Genomic DNA, 16,970 nt, shown 5'->3' on the forward strand with positions numbered 1-16,970 from the left:
GTCGATGGATCCATCGCCTGTCCCGTTTCCGAAGCCCGCATCCGCGACACCCTGTTATTCTGCAGCGATCTTAAGGGCGCTGCGGCTTTCCATCAGAGGCTGGATGCGCTGACCGAACTGGTCGAGACCGATCAGGAAGTCGTCGAAGGTCAGCATGATGCCTTTGGTCCCCGGAACGGTGGCGGCTTCGTCCAGCATGCGGGCGACATTCGCATAGGAACCCACCAGCGTGCCCATGTTGAAATTGACCGCGCCTTCCGGCAGGTTGATCGACTTGGCGGTCGAGGACGCGTCGGCGTTTGCGTCCTTGGAGCCCTGATCCGCCATCCAGGCGAGCGCATCGACATCCGCGCCAGCGCGATAGCTTTCCCATTTCGCCTTGGCGAGTTCATCCGTCTCGTCGGCGATCACCATGAACAACACATAGGAGCCGACGTCACGGCCGGTCTTGGCGGCGGCGGCGATCAGCCGCTCATTGTTGGGCGCATAGGCGGTGGGCGTGTTGATACCCGATCCCAGCACGAAATTGTAGTCGGCGTATTGGGCGGCGAACTCCATGCCGCGCGGGCTTTGACCCGCTGCGACGATTTCGATCTTGTGGTCCGGCATCGGCCGCATCTTGCAATCCTTCATGGTGAAGTGCTTGCCGTCGAAACTGCATTCGCCCTTCGACCAGAGCTCATTCATGATGTGCACATATTCGGTCGAATAATCGTAGCGATATCCGAAATAGTCGTCGCCGGGCCAGATGCCCATCTGGTCGTATTCGGCCATCTGCCAGCCGGAAACGATGTTGACGCCGAAGCGACCGGGCGCGACCGAATCGATCGTGGTCGCCATGCGCGCCACAATGGCCGGCGGCAAGGTCAGCACGGCGGTGGAGGCGAACAGCTTGATGCGCTCGGTGACGGCGGCAAGCGACGCCATCAGCGTGAAGGATTCGAGATTGTAGTCCCAGAATTCGGTCTGGCCGCCAAAGCCGCGCAGCTTGATCATCGACAGGGCGAAATCGAGCCCATAGCTTTCCGCCTTCTGCACTATCTGTTTGTTGAGCTCGAAACTCGGCTTGTATTGCGGTGACGCCATCGAGATGAGCCAGCCGTTGTTGCCGATGGGAATGAAGACTCCAATATCCATTTTTAGGTTCCCCTTTTTCATCAGTTTCGGAGGAGGGTCGAGACTGTATGTACGAACTAATGCAAAATTCGTGAGGGCTGTCTAGCCTAAAAATGACGCTTCTTTGTGCGTGATGAAATCATGTGCAGACGCACGGAAACCGTGCTGCATGCGGCGCCGAGGATCTGATCACGATGGATGAACAATAGGCTTCGTCCGCGCTTTCAGCGCGGGAAGGCGCGACTGGCTGTCGATGCGACTCAGTTTTCGGCGCGCAGCGTGGTCGTATAGGTGAAGCGTTCGGCGGGAAGGACTTGAAACGCGTATTCCAGGAGGCGCCGGCCCGAGCCGTAATAGCGCCGCGTCACCACCAGCGCGAGATCGCCGGTCTTGGCGCCGAGCCGGGCGGCGATGTCTTCTGTCAGGGTCATCGGTTTGATGTCCTGCTCGATTTCCTGGATCTTTTCACCGGTATATTGCTCGATATAGTGAAAGATCGCGCTACGGGCGATGTCGATGTCCTTGACCGCCGCCGACAGCCGGGCGTCGACATACACTTCATTCCATGAGAAGGGCTTGCTGCGGTTGGTCGGATAACGAATGCCGCCCATATGGAAGAATTTCCGTCCTGGTCTGCAGCCGAGATCCACCGCCAAACGTCCTTGCGCCGAAATCTCCTCCTTGAAGGCGATCACGAATTCCGTTTCTGCCGCGATTTCGAACAGTTCGGAGCGGGAGTGGGCGATAAAGCGAGTGCGCTCGGGATTGAACCCCGCCTCCACGCGGGTGCCTACGCCTTTTCGGGCTGAGAGGCGCCCCTTGTTGCGCAGCGTGCCAATGGCTTGTCGAACGGTCTGACGGCTGACGCCGAGCGCCTCCGCCAGTTCGTTTTCTGTCGGCAGCAGTGATCCGACGGGGTAGTCGCCATTGTTGATCTTGTTCTCGATGTGGCGCGCGACCTGAAGATAAAGCGGCGCCGTGTCGAGTTCGGGCTTCCAGCCTTTTCCCGTCGTCGCGGTCTGTTCTTCCGAATTGGCGAGCGTTGGTATCGAGTTCATAGGACGATCATGCCTCATGCGCGGTCTTTGAACCTTCTTTTTCAAGGGAATGCAAACAAATTCATAAGGGTTCGCGAAAGGACCTTTCGGGGCTTGTGCTTCGCTCGGCATTCGTTTAGTACGTACATATCCAAGGAAGTAGCCGGGGTGATTTCCCAGAATGTCCGATATTGTAGCGGAGACCTCGGTCGCTAAGCCGAGGGTCTCATCCCTTTTGCAGACGCTTTCCACAGCCACCCTCATCCAGATTGTCGCCACGACGAGCGTCCTGGCGCTGACGGCGATCGCGCCTGCCGTCGCGGCGGATCTTGAGGTCGGGGCATATTGGATCGGTTACCAGATTAGTCTCATTTACGCCTCCGGCATGTTTTCCTCAGCGGTCGCCGGAACGCTGGTGCAACGTTACGGGCCAGTGCGGGTGGAGCAGGCAGCGCTTTTCTGTTTTGCGCTCGGCTTTGCCGGCATCGCGACGTCATGGATACCGGCCATCGTGCTCGCGTCTCTGCTTATTGGGTTGGGATACGGGCTGAATAATCCTGCCGCATCTGAAATGCTCAGCCGCGTAACGCCTCCGAGCAAGCGCAACCTCATCTTCTCCGTCAAGCAATCTGGCGTGCCGCTGGGCGGTATCGTCGCGAGTTTCGCGTTCCCGTTTCTGTCCCGCTATATGGATTGGCGGTTGGCGCTTCTGGCCGGCGTTCTTGCGTCCGTCGCTACGATGGGCCTGTTGACGTTGACGCACGCGGCGACCGCGCCGCGTCGCGCGGAGGCTCGTTCGCTTGTCAAAGGCCTCGTCGACGAGCAGGCGCTGATCTGGAAAGACAGGAAGTTGCGTACGCTGAGCGTGCTCGGCTTTGCCTATTCGGCGATGCAGTTGTCCGTGTCCGCCTTTGCCGTCGTGACGTTGACGCATGATGCTGGCTGGTCCCTGCTCGCAGCGGGTGGGGTGGCGGCGGGCATGCAGTTTGCGGGGGCTGCGGGGCGCATCTTCTGGGGCGTCGCCGCCGATCGGCTCGGCGGGGGCTTCGTGACGCTGGCGCTGCTGGGGTTGCTTGGCGGAGGCGGTTATGCCGGGCTCTACTGGCTTGCCCTGATGCCGCACTTTCTGCAAGCTGCGCTCTTCATCCTGATGGGTGGGGTGACGATCGGCTGGAATGGCGTGTTGTTGGCGGAGGTGGCGCACAATGCGCCCGAGGGCCGGGTCGGCGCGATCATGGGCGGCGTTCTGGTCTATACGTTCATCGGTGTTATTGTTGGGCCCTCGAGTTTTGCGGCGCTCTATGCCGTCACGGGCCATTACGGCGCAAGCTTCCTCGCTTTTTCCAGTTTCGGCTTTCTGGGTATGGTCGCCGCCTGGCGCTGCCGAACCTCGGCTATCTGAACACTATGTAATGTACGAACATATGATTGGCTATTTCGGGTCGATCTACGGTGCGATTGCGCCGTGAAGTTCACTTCCATCTTTAGAATGAACAAGATTTAGCTCGTGATCTGCAGGCAAAAAGGGCAGACGCCGATTCTTTGTGCATTGCAAAAAAATAGGCAAAACCCGGTTGACGGTTCTTGGAATATGTACGTACATTAAACTCAAAGACAGCAAAAATGCTTGCTGAGAAAACACCGGAAAACCGGAACCACAGAGGGAAATGTCGACCATGCGCCTGCTTTTCACCATCTCGCTGCTTTCCACCGTCATGTCAGTCGCGGCGCCGCTCGCGGCTTGGGCCGATCCCATGGATGACGCCAAGGCGATTATCGCTAAACATCAGAAAATGCCGGTTTTCACGCCGCCGGGTGAAGCGTTCGACGCCAAGTCTTGCATGGCCGGGAAGAAGGTTCTGTCGATCCCGATTTCGATGACGATCCCCTTCAATGTCGAATTGCAGAAGGCGATGGCGTCGGCAGCGGCGGAAGTCGGCTTCACCTATACGACCTGGGACAACCAGCTCAAGAGCGACCAGTGGATCCAGGGCGTGTCGCAGGCAATCAGCCAGAAATATGATGTGCTCGATATCGCAGGCGGTCTCAATCCGGAATGGCTCGGTCCGCAGTTGGGGGAGGCGCGCGCCGCCGGTCTCAAGATCACCACCACGCATTTTTACGATGTGACCCAAACGGCGGCCCCGAGCGTCGACTATTCGGGCAAAGTGGATTTCACCGGGGCCGGAAAGCTTCTCGCGGCCTGGGCCTATGTGAAGACCGAGGGCAAGCCGAATGTGCTGATCATCGGTTCGTCGGACGTGCTGCCCTCAATTCCTTTCGTTAAGTCGATCCAAGAACAGCTGAAAGCGCTTTGCCCCGAATGCAAGCAGCAGCATCTCGATGTGCCGGTTTCGGAATGGGCGACCAAGATTCAGCCGGGCGTGCAATCGGCGCTGCTTGCGGATCCGGGCATCAACTATATCCTGCCGATCTATGACTCCATGTCGCAATTCGTCGTGCCGGCATTGCGGATCACCGGCTCCGAAGGCGCGGTCAAGCTTGCGAGCTTCAACGGAACGCCTTTCGTTCTCGACATGCTTCGCGAAGGACAGGTGCAGATGGATGTCGGCGAGAGCCTAGGCTGGGCCGGCTACGCCGCGATCGACAACATCATGCGCATGATGTGCGGCAAGCCTGAAGTCGCCAAGCTCAATGTGCCGTTGCTCGTCTTCGACGAGACCAACATCCAGACCGCCGGCGTGCCCGCCAACTTCAATGATGGATATGGCGACGCCCATCTCGATGGTTTCCGCAAGCTCTGGAAACTGAAGTAAGGCGGCATTGAACTAGCGGGAGCCTGTGATGACCGACAACGCCGTTCTCCGCATGAACAATATCCGCATGAAATTCGGCGAGCATTACGCGCTCAAGGGCGTCAGCCTGTCGATCCGGCGGGGCGAGGTGTTCGGGCTATTGGGTCAGAACGGCTCCGGCAAATCCACCCTCATCAAGGTGCTGGCCGGCTTTCATCAGCCGGAACCGGGCAGCGAGGTTGTGCTTTGGGGCCAGACCATGGCTCTGCCGCTCGACGCCGCCGAGATCAAGAAGCGCGGGGTCGCCTTCGTTCATCAGCATCTCGGCCTCGTTCCCTCTCTCACCGTAATCGAAAACATGCGTGTGACATCGGTGGACCGCCGCACACCCTGGTTCGTCAATTGGCGACGTGAGGCTGGTGGCGTCGCCAAGCTGTTCTCTGAGTTCGGCCTGGATATCGACCCGTACCGCACCATTGCGGAACTTTCGCCGGTCGAGCGGGCTTTCGTAGCGATCCTCCGGGCGTTCGAGGATTTCCGGGCGTCTGATAGCGGCCATGGCGGCGAAGGCATACTCGTGCTGGACGAGCCCACGCCGTTTCTGCCGGCCGAAGACGTCAAGCGCCTGTTCGGATTGATCCGCTCTATCGTCAAGACAGGCGCCTCGGTGGTGATCGTCACGCATGACATTGATGAAGTGCGCGATATCACCGATCGCGTCGCCGTGTTGCGGGATGGTCAGCTGGTCGATGTTCTCGACACCAGGACCTCCGCCCGCCAGGCGATTCTGGATACGATCGTCGGCGCTCGCATTGACGCGTTCAGGAAGGAGCGGATGGCCGACCAGAGTGTACCCGTCGCGGTCAAGGTGCGGGGCATCGCCGATGGTTACGGTTCGACCTTCGATTTCGATATAAGAGAAGGCGAAACGATCGGAGTGACCGGGCTGATCGGCTCAGGTTTCGCAGCCCTTCCCTATCTCCTTTATGGCGGACGTCGCGGCGCGGGTCATCTGACCGTTGGCGACCGGACGGTCGATCTGATGTCGCTGACGCCGCTTGCGGCGCAGGCGCTCGGCGTCGCGTTTCTACCGGGCGATCGCTTGGGGGCTGCCGGCGTTGGTTCGCTTTCCGTCGCAGACAATATCACCCTGCCGATCCTCGGGGATCTCGGCAGCCATTTCCGTCTTGATCGCGGCGCCATGGCGCGCGAGGCCATGCGGCTGTCGCAGGCCTATGACGTGCGGCCCGCCAATCCGGCTTTGAATCTCGCCGCGCTTTCCGGTGGCAACCAGCAAAAGGTTCTGCTCGCCAAGTGGCTGAGAGTGAAGCCGAAATTGCTGATGCTCGACGAGCCCACCCAAGGGGTGGATTTCGGCGCGCGCCAGCAGATTTTCAGGGCGCTTGACCGCGCTGCGCAAGATGGCGCGGCCATTCTCTGCGCCTCGACCGACAATGAACAACTCGAGCAGATCTGTGATCGCATCATCGTCTTTTCGCGCGGCCGGCCCGTCGCCGAACTCAAAGGTGACGAGATAAGCCGCAAGGCGATCACGGAGGCCTGCTTCTACACCCATCAACAGGAGGCCGCTGAATGACGACGCTCGACATGCCCGCCACTCCGGACGCAACCGCCAAGGCAAGCTCGACGATCCGATGGAAGAAAGAGGTGGAACGCTTCGCGCTGGTCGCCGCCTGGCTCACTCTGGTGATCCTTTTCGGCACGCTGATGCCGGAATCCTTCCTCAGCTGGCGAAATTTCTCCACCATGTTCGGGTCACAGGCCGTGCTCGTCGTTCTGACCCTTGCGATCATCATTCCGCTGACGTCGGGAGATTTCGATTTGTCCGGCGCATCGGCGTTGACGCTGAGCGCCATGTTGATCGCCGTGCTCAATGTCAAACTCGGCTGGCCGATCTTTCCCACGCTTGTTGTCGCCCTGATATCGGGCGTTCTGATCGGCGCTGTGAACGCGGTCTTCGTGCTCTATTTCCGCATCCATTCACTCATCGTCACCCTGGGTGTCGGCACCTTCGTCAATGGCGCCATCCTGTGGATCAGCGATTCCCAGACCATTTCCGGCGTGTCGATGGGTCTTGTGGAATGGGTGATCATAAACCGGCTCTTCGGCGTGCCCTTGGCTTTCTACTATGCTCTGCTGCTCGCCGCGGTGATCTGGTATGCGCTCGAGTATACGATCCCCGGTCGGAAACTGCTGTTCGTGGGCCGGGGCCGTGAAGTCTCGCGCTTGAACGGCATTCCGGTGGATCGGGTGCGCGCAACGTCGTTCATTCTGTCCGGTTTGATCTCGGCCTTCGCCGGTATGCTCTATGCCGGAATGACAGGTTCGGCCGATCCCTTGTCTGGTCTCAATCTGCTGCTGCCGGCCTTCGCGGCGGCGTTTCTCGGCGCGACGACTTTGTCTCCGGGGCGTTTCAATGCCTTTGGCGCCGTCATCGCGGTCTATTTTCTCGTGACTGGCATTACTGGGCTCACAATGCTCGGAGCCAAAGCCTATGTGCAAAACCTGTTTTATGGCGGGGCTCTGGTGATCGCAGTCTCGCTGAGCCAGCTGGTCCGCAACCGTCAACCGCAGGATTTCAGCTGATGGACAGGAATGGGGCCATCGACCACTTTGCCGAGCTGTTCTGGGGCCGGAAACCAAGCGAGGCGGAACGGAACGCCATGCAGGGCCAGATGGAGCGGGTCTCCCTCGGCATTGCGCCGCCCATTCAGCGCGAGAGCGGCGCCCTATTCGGCGTCGAGCCTGCGGCTTTCGAAGCGTTGATGCGCAAAGAGGCACTGCGATGAACCCGGAAACGCCCGAGACTCTCGCTGACGCGGCGCGCTTCATCCGGAGCGGGCAGGTGTCGTCGGAGGCGATGACCCGTGCTGCGCTGTCGCGCGCCAAGACCAGCCAGGAACGACTGAACGCCTTCATTGAAATCGAAGAAGAACAGGCGCTTGAGGCGGCCCGCGCTGCTGATCGCGCATTGGCGGAGGGCCGCGCGAACGGGCCTTTGCATGGCGTTCCTCTTGCGCACAAGGATATGTTCGACCGTGAGGGGTTCATCACTGGCTGTGGATCCGTCATTCGCGGCGGCGATCCTGCGACAGGGACTTCCACCGTGATGAAGCGACTGACCTCGGCGGGCGCTTTGTCGATCGGGCGATTGAACATGAGCGAATTTGCGATGGGGCCGACCGGCCACAACATGCATTATGGCCGCGCTTTCAATCCGATCGATCGCGATCGGATCACCGGTGGTTCGTCTTCCGGTTCCGGGGCCGCTGTCGGCGGCGGGGTCATTCTCGCCGCGCTCGGTTCGGATACCGGGGGATCGATACGGCTCCCTGCAGCCTGTTGCGGCGTCGTCGGGATCAAGCCCACCCAGGGCCGGGTCAGCCGTCATGGGGTCATGCCTCTGTCTTTTTCGCAGGATTGCGTCGGTCCCCTCGCCCGCACGGTTGAGGATGCCTGGACAGTTCTCAAGCTGATTTCCGGGCCTGATGGACTGGATGCGACCTGTCTGGACGCGCCGCCGTTGAGCGAATTGGGCTTTGATGTTTCCGGGCTGAAGATCGGGGTTCTCGGCGGATTGTTCCAAGAGGATCTAACGGAGCCGGTGGGAAGAGGCATGGAGACGGCGCTTTCGGCGCTTGAAGGGGCGGGGGCGACCATTGTCGCTGTTGCATCACAGGATCTGGCGGGAATTGCTGAACTTGCGAATGTCGTCGCCATGGCGGAGGCTGGTGCGCAACATTTTGACTGGATGCGCGAGCGCCCCGACGATTACGGAAAGCAGGTGCGCATGCGCATCAGCCAGTCGCTGGCCATCCCCGCGCCGATTTATCTCCGCGCTTTGCAGATCCGCAGCCGGATGCTGCAATCCTTTCTCGATGGCGCTTTTGCGGATGCGGATGTGCTGATCGCTCCTGTCATGCCATTTCCGCCGCCTTTGTCGGATGAAGTGGATGTCGGCGACAGCCCGGAAATGAACCGTGTGGTCGCAGGGATGACGCGCTTCACGCGTCCCTTCTCCTATCTCGGCCTGCCTGTGGTCACCCTGCCCGTCGCAAAAACTCCCGATGGTCTGCCGATTTCGGTGCAATGCATCGCCAGACCCTGGCGCGAAGACCTTGCGGCCCGTGCAGCCGGCTGCCTCGAACGCAATCTGAGTTCTGAATCAATCCCTCTTCTGCCCCTGTCTGCCGCCTGAACAAGGCCTCAAGGAAAGGACGCTGTCATGAATACGATGCCTTCGCTGACCCAACCAATCGAAGCGATCGACGACATCACGCCCAAGGCGTTTCGCGACGCCATGAGCAGGCTTGGCGCCGCCGTCAACATCATCACCACCGATGGTCCCGCAGGCAAGGCAGGCTTTGCCGCTACCGCCGTCTGCAGCGTCACCGATACGCCGCCGACATTGCTTGTGTGCCTCAACCGGTCTGCGTCGGTCTTCGAAGCGGTCATCGGCAATGGGCGGCTCTGCGTCAACGTGCTGAATGGCGATCAGGATGGTCTCTCGTCGCTCTTTGGCGGCAAGACCCCCGTGGACGAACGCTTCGGCGCCGCAAACTGGAGCCGCGGCGCAACGGGATCTCCCATGCTCGATGGGGCGATCGCGTCTTTCGATTGCGACATCGCTGAGACCAAAGACATCGGGACGCACAGAATTCTGTTTTGCGAGGTGCGGGCCATTCGTCTCGGAGATGCGGAGCATGCGCTGCTGTATTTTCAACGCGGCTACCATCGGCTTTCCGGGCCAAGTCTGGCCTGAATGGCAAACTTCGCCGCTTGGATGGCGGGGTCAGGCAGAGTCATCGCCGCGATCGCTTCGGCGCATGACGATGATGCCGCCGATGATGGTCAGCGCCGCCATGGCGAACCAGGTCAGCGCATATTGGAGGTGATGATTGGTAAAAGCGACGACGGTCAATCCGCCGACGGGATAGGCGTTCGGCGATCCCGAGGCGTCCGCGTCGATGAAATAGGGGGCGACGGACGTGAGATTTCGGGCCAAGGCGATTTCCGCGACGTCGCGCGAAAACCAGCGTCCTGCGGCAGCATCATTTGTGCGGAGGAAACCGCCTTTCGGCTCGGTCAGGCGAAGAAGCCCGGTCACGCTGACTTGGCCTGACGGAGCCAAGTAGGCCGCCTTGTCCTTGAAATCCTGGGTGATGAAGCCCCGGTTGACCAGAATGACCCGACCGTCATCCATCTTCATCGGCGTCATCACCCAGAAGCCGGGGCCGAGCTTGGTGACCGCCTGAGTCAGCGTGTCGGCATCCGGCATATAGGTCCCGTTCAGCCGGATGCGGCGATATTCGTCGTCGGATGTCACGGCTCGAGGCGGGTCCACAGGCTCCGCATGGATGCGCGCGTCGACCCGGGCGATGAGATCCTGTTTCCATTGAAGACGTTCGATCTGCCAGACGCCGAGGCCGACAAAGGTCAGGAAGGCGAGGCCCAGCAGGCCGAGAAGCAGGATGCGCTTGGTCATGTCGTCTCTCCAAACAAAAAGCCGCGGCGCAAGGATGAGCCGCGGCTTCGCTGAGGCTTATACGCCTGATGTCGCAGCCCGGTTACGGCACGTTGCGCATCATTTCCGGCGACATCGGCATCATGTTGGTGTTGAGGTGATGCATGACCCAGAGCGAACCGGTCAGCGCGATCACCACCAGAAGCAGGGTGAAGATGAGCGCCATGAAGGTCCAGCCGCCTTCCGACTTCAGGTTCATATGAAGGAAGTAGATCATGTGCACGACGATCTGCACAGCGCCGAAGCCCATGATCACCAGACCGGCGGCGAGCTTGTTGTCGCCGAACACATCCGCCATCACCACATAGAACGGGATCGCCGTGAGGATGACCGACAGGACGAAGCCCGTCATGTAACTCTTGAACGTGCCATGCGAGGCTTCATGCCCATGGCTATGGGCGTGATGGGTTTCCATGGCGTCCTCAGGTCCGTGAGAATGCGCGCTCATCCGATAACTCCGATCAGGTAAACGAGGGAGAAGACGCCGATCCAGACGACGTCGAGGAAGTGCCAGAACATCGACAGGCACATCAGGCGACGCTTGTTTTCATGGATCAGGCCATGCATCGACACCTGCACCATCAGGGTGATCAGCCAGATGATGCCGAAGGTCACGTGCAGACCGTGAGTGCCGACCAGGGTGAAGAAGGCCGACAGGAAGGCGCTGCGCTGCGGGCCTGCGCCTTCATGGATCAGGTGGTTGAACTCATAGAGTTCGAGACCGAGGAAGGCCGCGCCGAACAGGCCGGTGATGCCGAGCCACAGCAGCGTGCCGCTTTTGTCGCCCTTTTCCATCCGGAGCATGGCGAAGCCATAGGTGATGGACGAGAAGAGCAGCATGGCGGTGTTGATCGCCACCAGCGGCAGGTCGAAGAGATCCGCCGGAGAAGGGCCGGCCGCGTAGTTGCGGCCGAGCACGGCATAGGTCGCGAAGAGGATCGCGAAGATGAGGCAGTCGCTCATCAGATAGAGCCAGAAGCCCAGATTGGTGCTGTTCTCCGGATGATGCTCTTCCGTGAGGTAGAACTGCGGCTTGTCGGTGGAGGCTTGAGTTTGCGCGCTCATGATTACCCCTTGGCGGCCAGAAGCGCGGTGCGCTTGGCTTCGGTGTCGATCACTTCATCGGCAGGGATGTAGTAATCGCGCTTGTAGTTGAAGGTATGGCCGATCGACACCGCGAGGATGGCGACGAAGGACAGAGCCGCAAGCCACCAGATGTACCAGATCAGGGCGAAGGCCAACGCCACGCTGAGACCGCCGAGGATGACGCCCGTGCCGGTGTTCTTCGGCATGTGGATCGGCTTGAAGCCTTCCAGCGGGCGGGTGTAGCCGCGGCTCTTCATGTCATACCAGGCGTCGCTGTCATGGACGACGGGCGTGAAGGCGAAGTTGTAGTCCGGCGGCGGCGACGAGGTCGACCATTCGAGCGTGCGGCCGTTCCAGGGATCGCCGGTGACGTCGCGCAGTTCTTCGCGCTTGAAGAAGGAGACGACCAGCTGGATCACGAAGCAGCCGATGCCGGCGGCGATCAGCACCGCGCCGAAGGCGGCGATCACGAACCAGATCTGCAGCGAAGGATCCTCGAACTGGCTGAGGCGGCGGGTGACGCCCATCAGGCCGAGCACATAGAGCGGCATGAAGGCGAAGTAGAAGCCGACGAGCCAGAACCAGAAGGACAGCTTGCCCCAGAACGGATCGAGCTTGAAGCCGAAGGCTTTCGGGAACCAGAAGTTCACGCCAGCGAGCAGGCCGAACACCACGCCGCCGATGATCACGTTGTGGAAGTGGGCGATCAGGAACAGCGAGTTGTGGAGCACGAAGTCGGCCGGGGGCACGGCGAGCAGAACGCCGGTCATGCCGCCGATCACGAAGGTCACCATGAAGCCGATCGTCCAGTACATCGGCACTTCGAAGCGAATGCGGCCGCGATACATGGTGAACAGCCAGTTGAACATCTTCGCGCCCGTCGGGATCGAGATGATCATCGTGGTGATGCCGAAGAACGAGTTCACGCTCGCGCCGGCGCCCATGGTGAAGAAGTGGTGGAGCCAGACGAGATAGCTGAGGATGGTGATGACGACGGTGGCGTAAACCATCGAGGCGTAGCCGAACAGGCGCTTGCCCGAGAAGGTCGAGACGACTTCCGAGAAGATGCCGAAGGCCGGCAGGATCAGGATGTAGACTTCCGGGTGACCCCAGATCCAGATGAGGTTGACATACATCATCGGATTGCCGCCGAGGTCGTTGGTGAAGAAATTCGTGCCAACGTAACGGTCGAGGGACAGCAGAGCGAGGGTCGCCGTCAGGATCGGGAAGGTCGCGACGATCAGGATGTTTGTGCAGAGCGAGGTCCAGGTGAAGACCGGCATCTTCATCATGGTCATGCCCGGCGCGCGCATCTTGACGATGGTGGCGATCAGGTTGATGCCCGACAGCGTCGTGCCGACGCCGGCCACCTGCAGACCCCAGATATAATAGTCGACCCCGACGCCCGGGCTGTAATCAGCGCCCGACAGCGGCGGATAGGCCAGCCAGCCGGTGCGTGCGAATTCGCCGACGAACAGCGAAATCATGATGATCGCAGCGCCGGCAGCCGTCATCCAGAAGGAGAAGTTGTTGAGGAACGGGAACGACACGTCGCGCGCGCCGATCTGCAGCGGCACGACGAGGTTCATCAGACCCGTGACGAAGGGCATGGCCATGAAGAAGATCATGATCACGCCATGGGCGGTGAAGACCTGGTCATAGTGGTGCGGCGGCAGGAAGCCTTCATTGCCGTTGAAGGCGATGGCCTGCTGGCCGCGCATCATCAGCGCGTCGGCAAAGCCGCGCAGCAGCATGATCAGCGCCAGGATCACATACATGATGCCGATCTTCTTGTGATCGACGGAGGTCAGCCAGTCGCGCCACAGCACGCCCCAGAGCTTGAAATAGGTCAGGAGCCCGAGCAATGCGACGCCGCCGACGGCGACGCCGGCGAAGGTCATGACAAGGATCGGCTCGTGATACGGGATCGCGTCCAGCGTCAGCCGGCCGAAAATGAGTTTCAGGAATTCAGGATCGGAAAACATGGATGTCTCGTCCGTTCATCGAATGGGGCGCTGAGACGCCAGTTCAAGGATTGATCTGCGCGGGCGCAGGATCGTTGCTTTGCGGCTGGGCTCCGGCCGGCGCGCTCTGCGAGGGCGCGGCTTCTGCGGGCGCCTGCTCGGGCGCGCCGGTTTCCGTTCCCTCCGGAGCCTCATGCGACTTGGCCGGATTGCCGGTGGCGGGGAAAGTCGGGCTCAGGCCGTTCAGCGCATCGGTTTTGTGGTAGGGGCCCTGCGTGTAGTGGAACTTCTCGTAGAAATCGGTGTAGCGATTGTCATAGCGAAGCTGGTCGCGGGAGACTTCAGGCTCCTTGCCGCCGCCGCCCATGCGGTCGATGTGCATGACTTCGTCGACGCAGACGGAACCCGGCGCGGTGCAGAGATTAACGATGCGGTGGAAGAGGTCCTGCTGATAGCCGCTGTAATAGGTCGCGGGCACCTTCTCGCTCGGCTTTTCGAGTTTGAAATAGGCGTCCATGTTCAGCATGGTCCCGCGCGACTTGACGGTGGCGACCCACTGCTCGAAGCCGTCATGACCCAGCGCATGGAACTTGAAGCGCATATGCGAGAAGCCGGCGCCGGAATAATTGGCGGAGAAGCCTTCGAAAACGCCTTCCTTGTTGATGACGGCGTGCAGCTTGGTCTGCATGCCGGGCATCGCATAGATCTGGCCGGCGAGCGCCGGGACATAGAAGGAGTTCATCACCGACGTGCCGGTGATCGTGAAGCTGATCGGCCGGTCGATCGGGGCGGCCAGTTCGTTGACAGTGGCGACGCCCTGCTCGGGATAGAAGAACAGCCACTTCCAGTCGAGCGCGACCACCTGCACCTCGAGCGGCTTCACATCGGCCGGCACCGGACGATTGGCGTCGATGCGGTCGAGCGGGCGATAGGGATCGAGCTTGTGCGTGGAGATCCAGGTGATGGCGCCGAGCGCGATGATGATCATCAGCGGGGCGGCCCAGATCACCACTTCGAGCCGCATCGAATGATGCCACTCGGGCGCGTAGACGGCCTTGTCGTTGCTGCGGCGATAATGCCAGGCGAAATAGAGCGTCATGATGATCACCGGAATGATGATCAGAAGCATCAACCCGGTCGACACCAGGATCAGATCCCGCTGCTGCATGGCGATATCGCCCGAAGGAGACATGACGACCATGTCGCATCCTGCCAAAGCGAGAAGCATTGCCAGACCAAGGAGATGACAGGAAAACTTCAGCAGTTTTTGCACGTCTCTCGAACCTCTTTGATTTATATCAAGCCGCGCCTAAACCACACCAGGCGTTAACAAAATGCGGTGTCTTGTCGCATTGCGGAAGAAATATCGCGTTGCCGCAAACTGCAAAATTCTAACATTGCGCGAGCGAGCCGGACTCGAAGGGCCAAAGCTGTATTTTTGAAACCCGGGTGACAATCGTCAAGCCGCGCGGGAAAACAGTCGTTATTCCCGTGAGATAGCCAGCTGCCGAACTGTGCATGTTTTTGCCTCCTAATGCAATCGCAAGTGAACTTTTTGGACTTTTGGGCCTTGATATCGCTGCGAACTTGATCATGATCATCTCGGGACGCTTTGTCACAGGAGCGTAGGAGGAGAAAAGAATGAACACAGCTACGGAATATGACGGCCCCTCGTCATCGGCGCTCGAACGCGACGCCCGGCTCATCCACGACGACAAGCCGGTGTCGCCTGGCAGCATCGCGCTTGGCGTCGTCCTCGGGCGCATGTCCGAGTTTTTTGACTTCTTTGTTTACGGCCTTGCCTCGGTGCTGGTTTTCCCGCAGGTGTTTTTTCCCTTCGCGCCCGACCGGCTAACAGGCACGCTCTATTCCTTTGCGATCTTTTCGCTGGCCTTTATCGCCCGCCCGGTGGGATCGGTGATTTTCCAGGCGATCGACCGGCGCTATGGGCGCGGCACGAAGCTGACGATCGCGCTGTTCATCCTCGGCGGCTCCACGGCGGCGATCGCCTTCCTTCCCGGCTACGAATCGATCGGCGTCGCCTCGATCTATCTTCTGGCGCTGTTTCGTCTGGGTCAGGGCTTTGCGCTCGGCGGCGCCTGGGATGGACTCGCATCGCTGCTGGCGCTGAATGCGCCCGAAAACAAGCGCGGCTGGTATGCGATGATTCCGCAGTTGGGCGCGCCGATCGGTTTCGCGTTGGCGAGCGCTCTGTTCGGCTATTTCGTCGCCAATCTCGCCGATGCGGACTTCCTCAGCTGGGGTTGGCGCTATCCTTTCTTCGTGGCGTTCGCCATCAATGTGGTGGCCCTGTTCGCTCGACTTCGCATCGTGATGACGAAGGAATTCGGCGATCTGCTTGAAGAAAACGAATTGAGCGCAGCGCCCATCAAGGACGTGCTTCGCCTGCATGGCCGCGATATTCTGATCGGCGCTTTCGTGCCGCTCGCAAGCTTCGCCATGTTCCATCTTGTGACCATCTTCCCGCTCAGCTGGATGAACCTCTATGGCGAACAGGCGATCTCCGATTTCCTGTGGGTGCAGGTGATCGGCGCCGCTGTCGGCGTGCTGACGGTTATCGCTTCTGGACTGCTGGCCGACCAGATCGGTCGCCGCAGCCAGCTCGGCATCGCCGCCGTGATCATCGCCGCCTTCTCGTTCCTCGGTCCGAAGCTGCTCGGCAGCGGTTCGGCGGGACACGACGCCTTCGTGATCATCGGGTTCGGCGTGCTGGGCCTGTCCTTCGGCCAGTCGACCGGTTCAGTGTCGTCGCGATTCTCGCGCGGCTACCGCTATACCGGCGCGGCTTTCACCTCCGACCTCGCCTGGCTGCTGGGCGCAGGCTTTGCGCCGCTGGTGGCGCTCAGCCTCGCGGCCAATTACGGATTGGAATATGTCGGTTTCTATCTTCTGTCGGGCGCGCTCTGTACGCTGATTGCGCTCTATTTCAACAAGCTGATCGAGCCGGCCGACCGGCAGCGAAAGGTGCGTTGAACACAAAACGCGATCCGGCCGCCTTCGGGCGGCCGGATTATTTTAAGCAGCAATCGCGATGAGTGCGTATGAGGCGAGAACGATGGCGCTGATATTGCGCCTGAGGGTGAAATACCAATCCGGCTGCGCCGAAGCTTTGCGGAGCCGCCAATCCAGCGCCAGGAGCAGAGCGAATGCGCCGGCCTGAAGCGCGATGCCGAGGCCCAGCGGTCCCGGCATGAGCATCGCCGCCCAGGCCGCGAGCGCCGCGACATTGCTGAGAACCAGGAGCTTCGGCGCCTCCACGCTTGTCGCCTGAGCTTGCGACCAGATTGTCCCACCCATGAAGCCTGCGATCACGGCGCCATAAGCGATGAAGGCGTTCACCGTCCAACCTTTCTGGGCTCCTGCCGCGACCATCACGGCAAGGCCAACGAAAGGTATGCCGCCGCAATAGGTGAGCGCCTGGGTCAGTCGCTTTTCGCCATACATG

16 protein-coding genes are annotated in these 16,970 nt (G+C 60.4%); 8 read left to right on the top strand and 8 right to left on the bottom strand.

All coding sequences use genetic code 11. The annotated features are described in order from the left end of the window. Positions 1-54: 54 nt before the first annotated feature. Positions 55-1,137 carry a pyrimidine utilization protein A gene (gene rutA, locus E8Q41_RS08435; RefSeq protein WP_137155082.1) on the bottom strand — a complete coding sequence of 361 codons (1,083 nt, stop codon included), beginning with the start codon at positions 1,135-1,137 and terminating at the stop codon, positions 55-57. Positions 1,138-1,376: 239 nt separating this feature from the next. Then, entirely contained in the window at positions 1,377-2,174 is a 798-nt protein-coding gene (locus tag E8Q41_RS08440; RefSeq protein ID WP_170976407.1) for a GntR family transcriptional regulator, read from the bottom strand. Between the two features lie 214 nt (positions 2,175-2,388). Here E8Q41_RS08440 and E8Q41_RS08445 point away from each other — a divergent pair, with 214 nt between their 5' ends. The 7 genes from E8Q41_RS08445 (at position 2,389) to E8Q41_RS08475 (ending at position 9,692) form a co-directional block, all read left to right on the top strand. Continuing rightward, positions 2,389-3,555, top strand: a complete 1,167-nt coding sequence (locus E8Q41_RS08445) for an MFS transporter (protein ID WP_170976408.1) — start codon at positions 2,389-2,391, stop codon at positions 3,553-3,555. Positions 3,556-3,829: 274 nt separating this feature from the next. After that, the gene (locus tag E8Q41_RS08450; protein ID WP_170976409.1) at positions 3,830-4,930 is read left to right on the top strand and encodes a substrate-binding domain-containing protein; all 1,101 of its coding nucleotides are present in this window, start codon (positions 3,830-3,832) and stop codon (positions 4,928-4,930) included. Positions 4,931-4,958: 28 nt separating this feature from the next. Beyond that, positions 4,959-6,506 (top strand): sugar ABC transporter ATP-binding protein, encoded by a 1,548-nt coding sequence (locus tag E8Q41_RS08455; protein WP_137155086.1) that lies wholly within the window; start codon positions 4,959-4,961, stop codon positions 6,504-6,506. Further along, positions 6,503-7,516, top strand: coding sequence for an ABC transporter permease (locus E8Q41_RS08460; protein ID WP_137155087.1), 1,014 nt, complete (start codon positions 6,503-6,505; stop codon positions 7,514-7,516). The genes E8Q41_RS08455 and E8Q41_RS08460 overlap by 4 nt, the downstream gene beginning before the upstream one ends. Then, on the top strand, positions 7,516-7,719 hold the full coding sequence (locus E8Q41_RS08465) for a hypothetical protein (RefSeq protein ID WP_137155088.1): 204 nt from the start codon (positions 7,516-7,518) through the stop codon (positions 7,717-7,719). The genes E8Q41_RS08460 and E8Q41_RS08465 overlap by 1 nt, the downstream gene beginning before the upstream one ends. After that, positions 7,716-9,128, top strand: coding sequence for an amidase (locus E8Q41_RS08470; RefSeq protein ID WP_137155089.1), 1,413 nt, complete (start codon positions 7,716-7,718; stop codon positions 9,126-9,128). Before E8Q41_RS08465 ends, E8Q41_RS08470 begins: the two co-directional genes overlap by 4 nt. A 36-nt stretch (positions 9,129-9,164) precedes the next feature. Then, a complete protein-coding gene (locus tag E8Q41_RS08475; RefSeq protein WP_246660130.1) occupies positions 9,165-9,692 on the top strand; it encodes a flavin reductase in 528 nt (175 codons plus the stop codon). A 30-nt stretch (positions 9,693-9,722) separates the two neighbouring features. Here the strand turns inward: E8Q41_RS08475 and E8Q41_RS08480 are convergent, their stop codons facing one another. The 5 genes from E8Q41_RS08480 to cyoA form a co-directional block, all read right to left on the bottom strand. Then, positions 9,723-10,415, bottom strand: a complete 693-nt coding sequence (locus E8Q41_RS08480) for an SURF1 family protein (protein ID WP_137155091.1) — start codon at positions 10,413-10,415, stop codon at positions 9,723-9,725. A gap of 82 nt (positions 10,416-10,497) precedes the next feature. After that, a complete protein-coding gene (cyoD, locus tag E8Q41_RS08485) occupies positions 10,498-10,902 on the bottom strand; it encodes a cytochrome o ubiquinol oxidase subunit IV (protein WP_137155092.1) in 405 nt (134 codons plus the stop codon). Next, positions 10,899-11,519 (bottom strand): cytochrome o ubiquinol oxidase subunit III, encoded by a 621-nt coding sequence (gene cyoC / locus E8Q41_RS08490; protein WP_137155093.1) that lies wholly within the window; start codon positions 11,517-11,519, stop codon positions 10,899-10,901. The genes cyoD and cyoC overlap by 4 nt, the downstream gene beginning before the upstream one ends. Positions 11,520-11,521: 2 nt before the next feature. Then, positions 11,522-13,525 (bottom strand): cytochrome o ubiquinol oxidase subunit I, encoded by a 2,004-nt coding sequence (cyoB, locus tag E8Q41_RS08495; RefSeq protein WP_137155094.1) that lies wholly within the window; start codon positions 13,523-13,525, stop codon positions 11,522-11,524. A gap of 43 nt (positions 13,526-13,568) precedes the next feature. Beyond that, entirely contained in the window at positions 13,569-14,777 is a 1,209-nt protein-coding gene (cyoA, locus tag E8Q41_RS08500) for a ubiquinol oxidase subunit II (RefSeq protein WP_137155095.1), read from the bottom strand. 368 nt (positions 14,778-15,145) lie between these two features. On the opposite strand from cyoA, the gene E8Q41_RS08505 reads away from it, so the two are divergent. Further along, positions 15,146-16,498, top strand: a complete 1,353-nt coding sequence (locus E8Q41_RS08505; RefSeq protein ID WP_137155096.1) for an MFS transporter — start codon at positions 15,146-15,148, stop codon at positions 16,496-16,498. Between the two features lie 42 nt (positions 16,499-16,540). On the opposite strand, the gene E8Q41_RS08510 is transcribed toward E8Q41_RS08505, so the two are convergent. Next, the gene (locus E8Q41_RS08510; protein WP_137155097.1) at positions 16,541-16,969 is read right to left on the bottom strand and encodes a DUF3429 domain-containing protein; all 429 of its coding nucleotides are present in this window, start codon (positions 16,967-16,969) and stop codon (positions 16,541-16,543) included. Position 16,970 lies beyond the last annotated feature (1 nt).

This window comes from Rhizobium sp. FKL33, assembly GCF_005222915.1.
Lineage (GTDB): Bacteria > Pseudomonadota > Alphaproteobacteria > Rhizobiales > Rhizobiaceae > Rhizobium_E.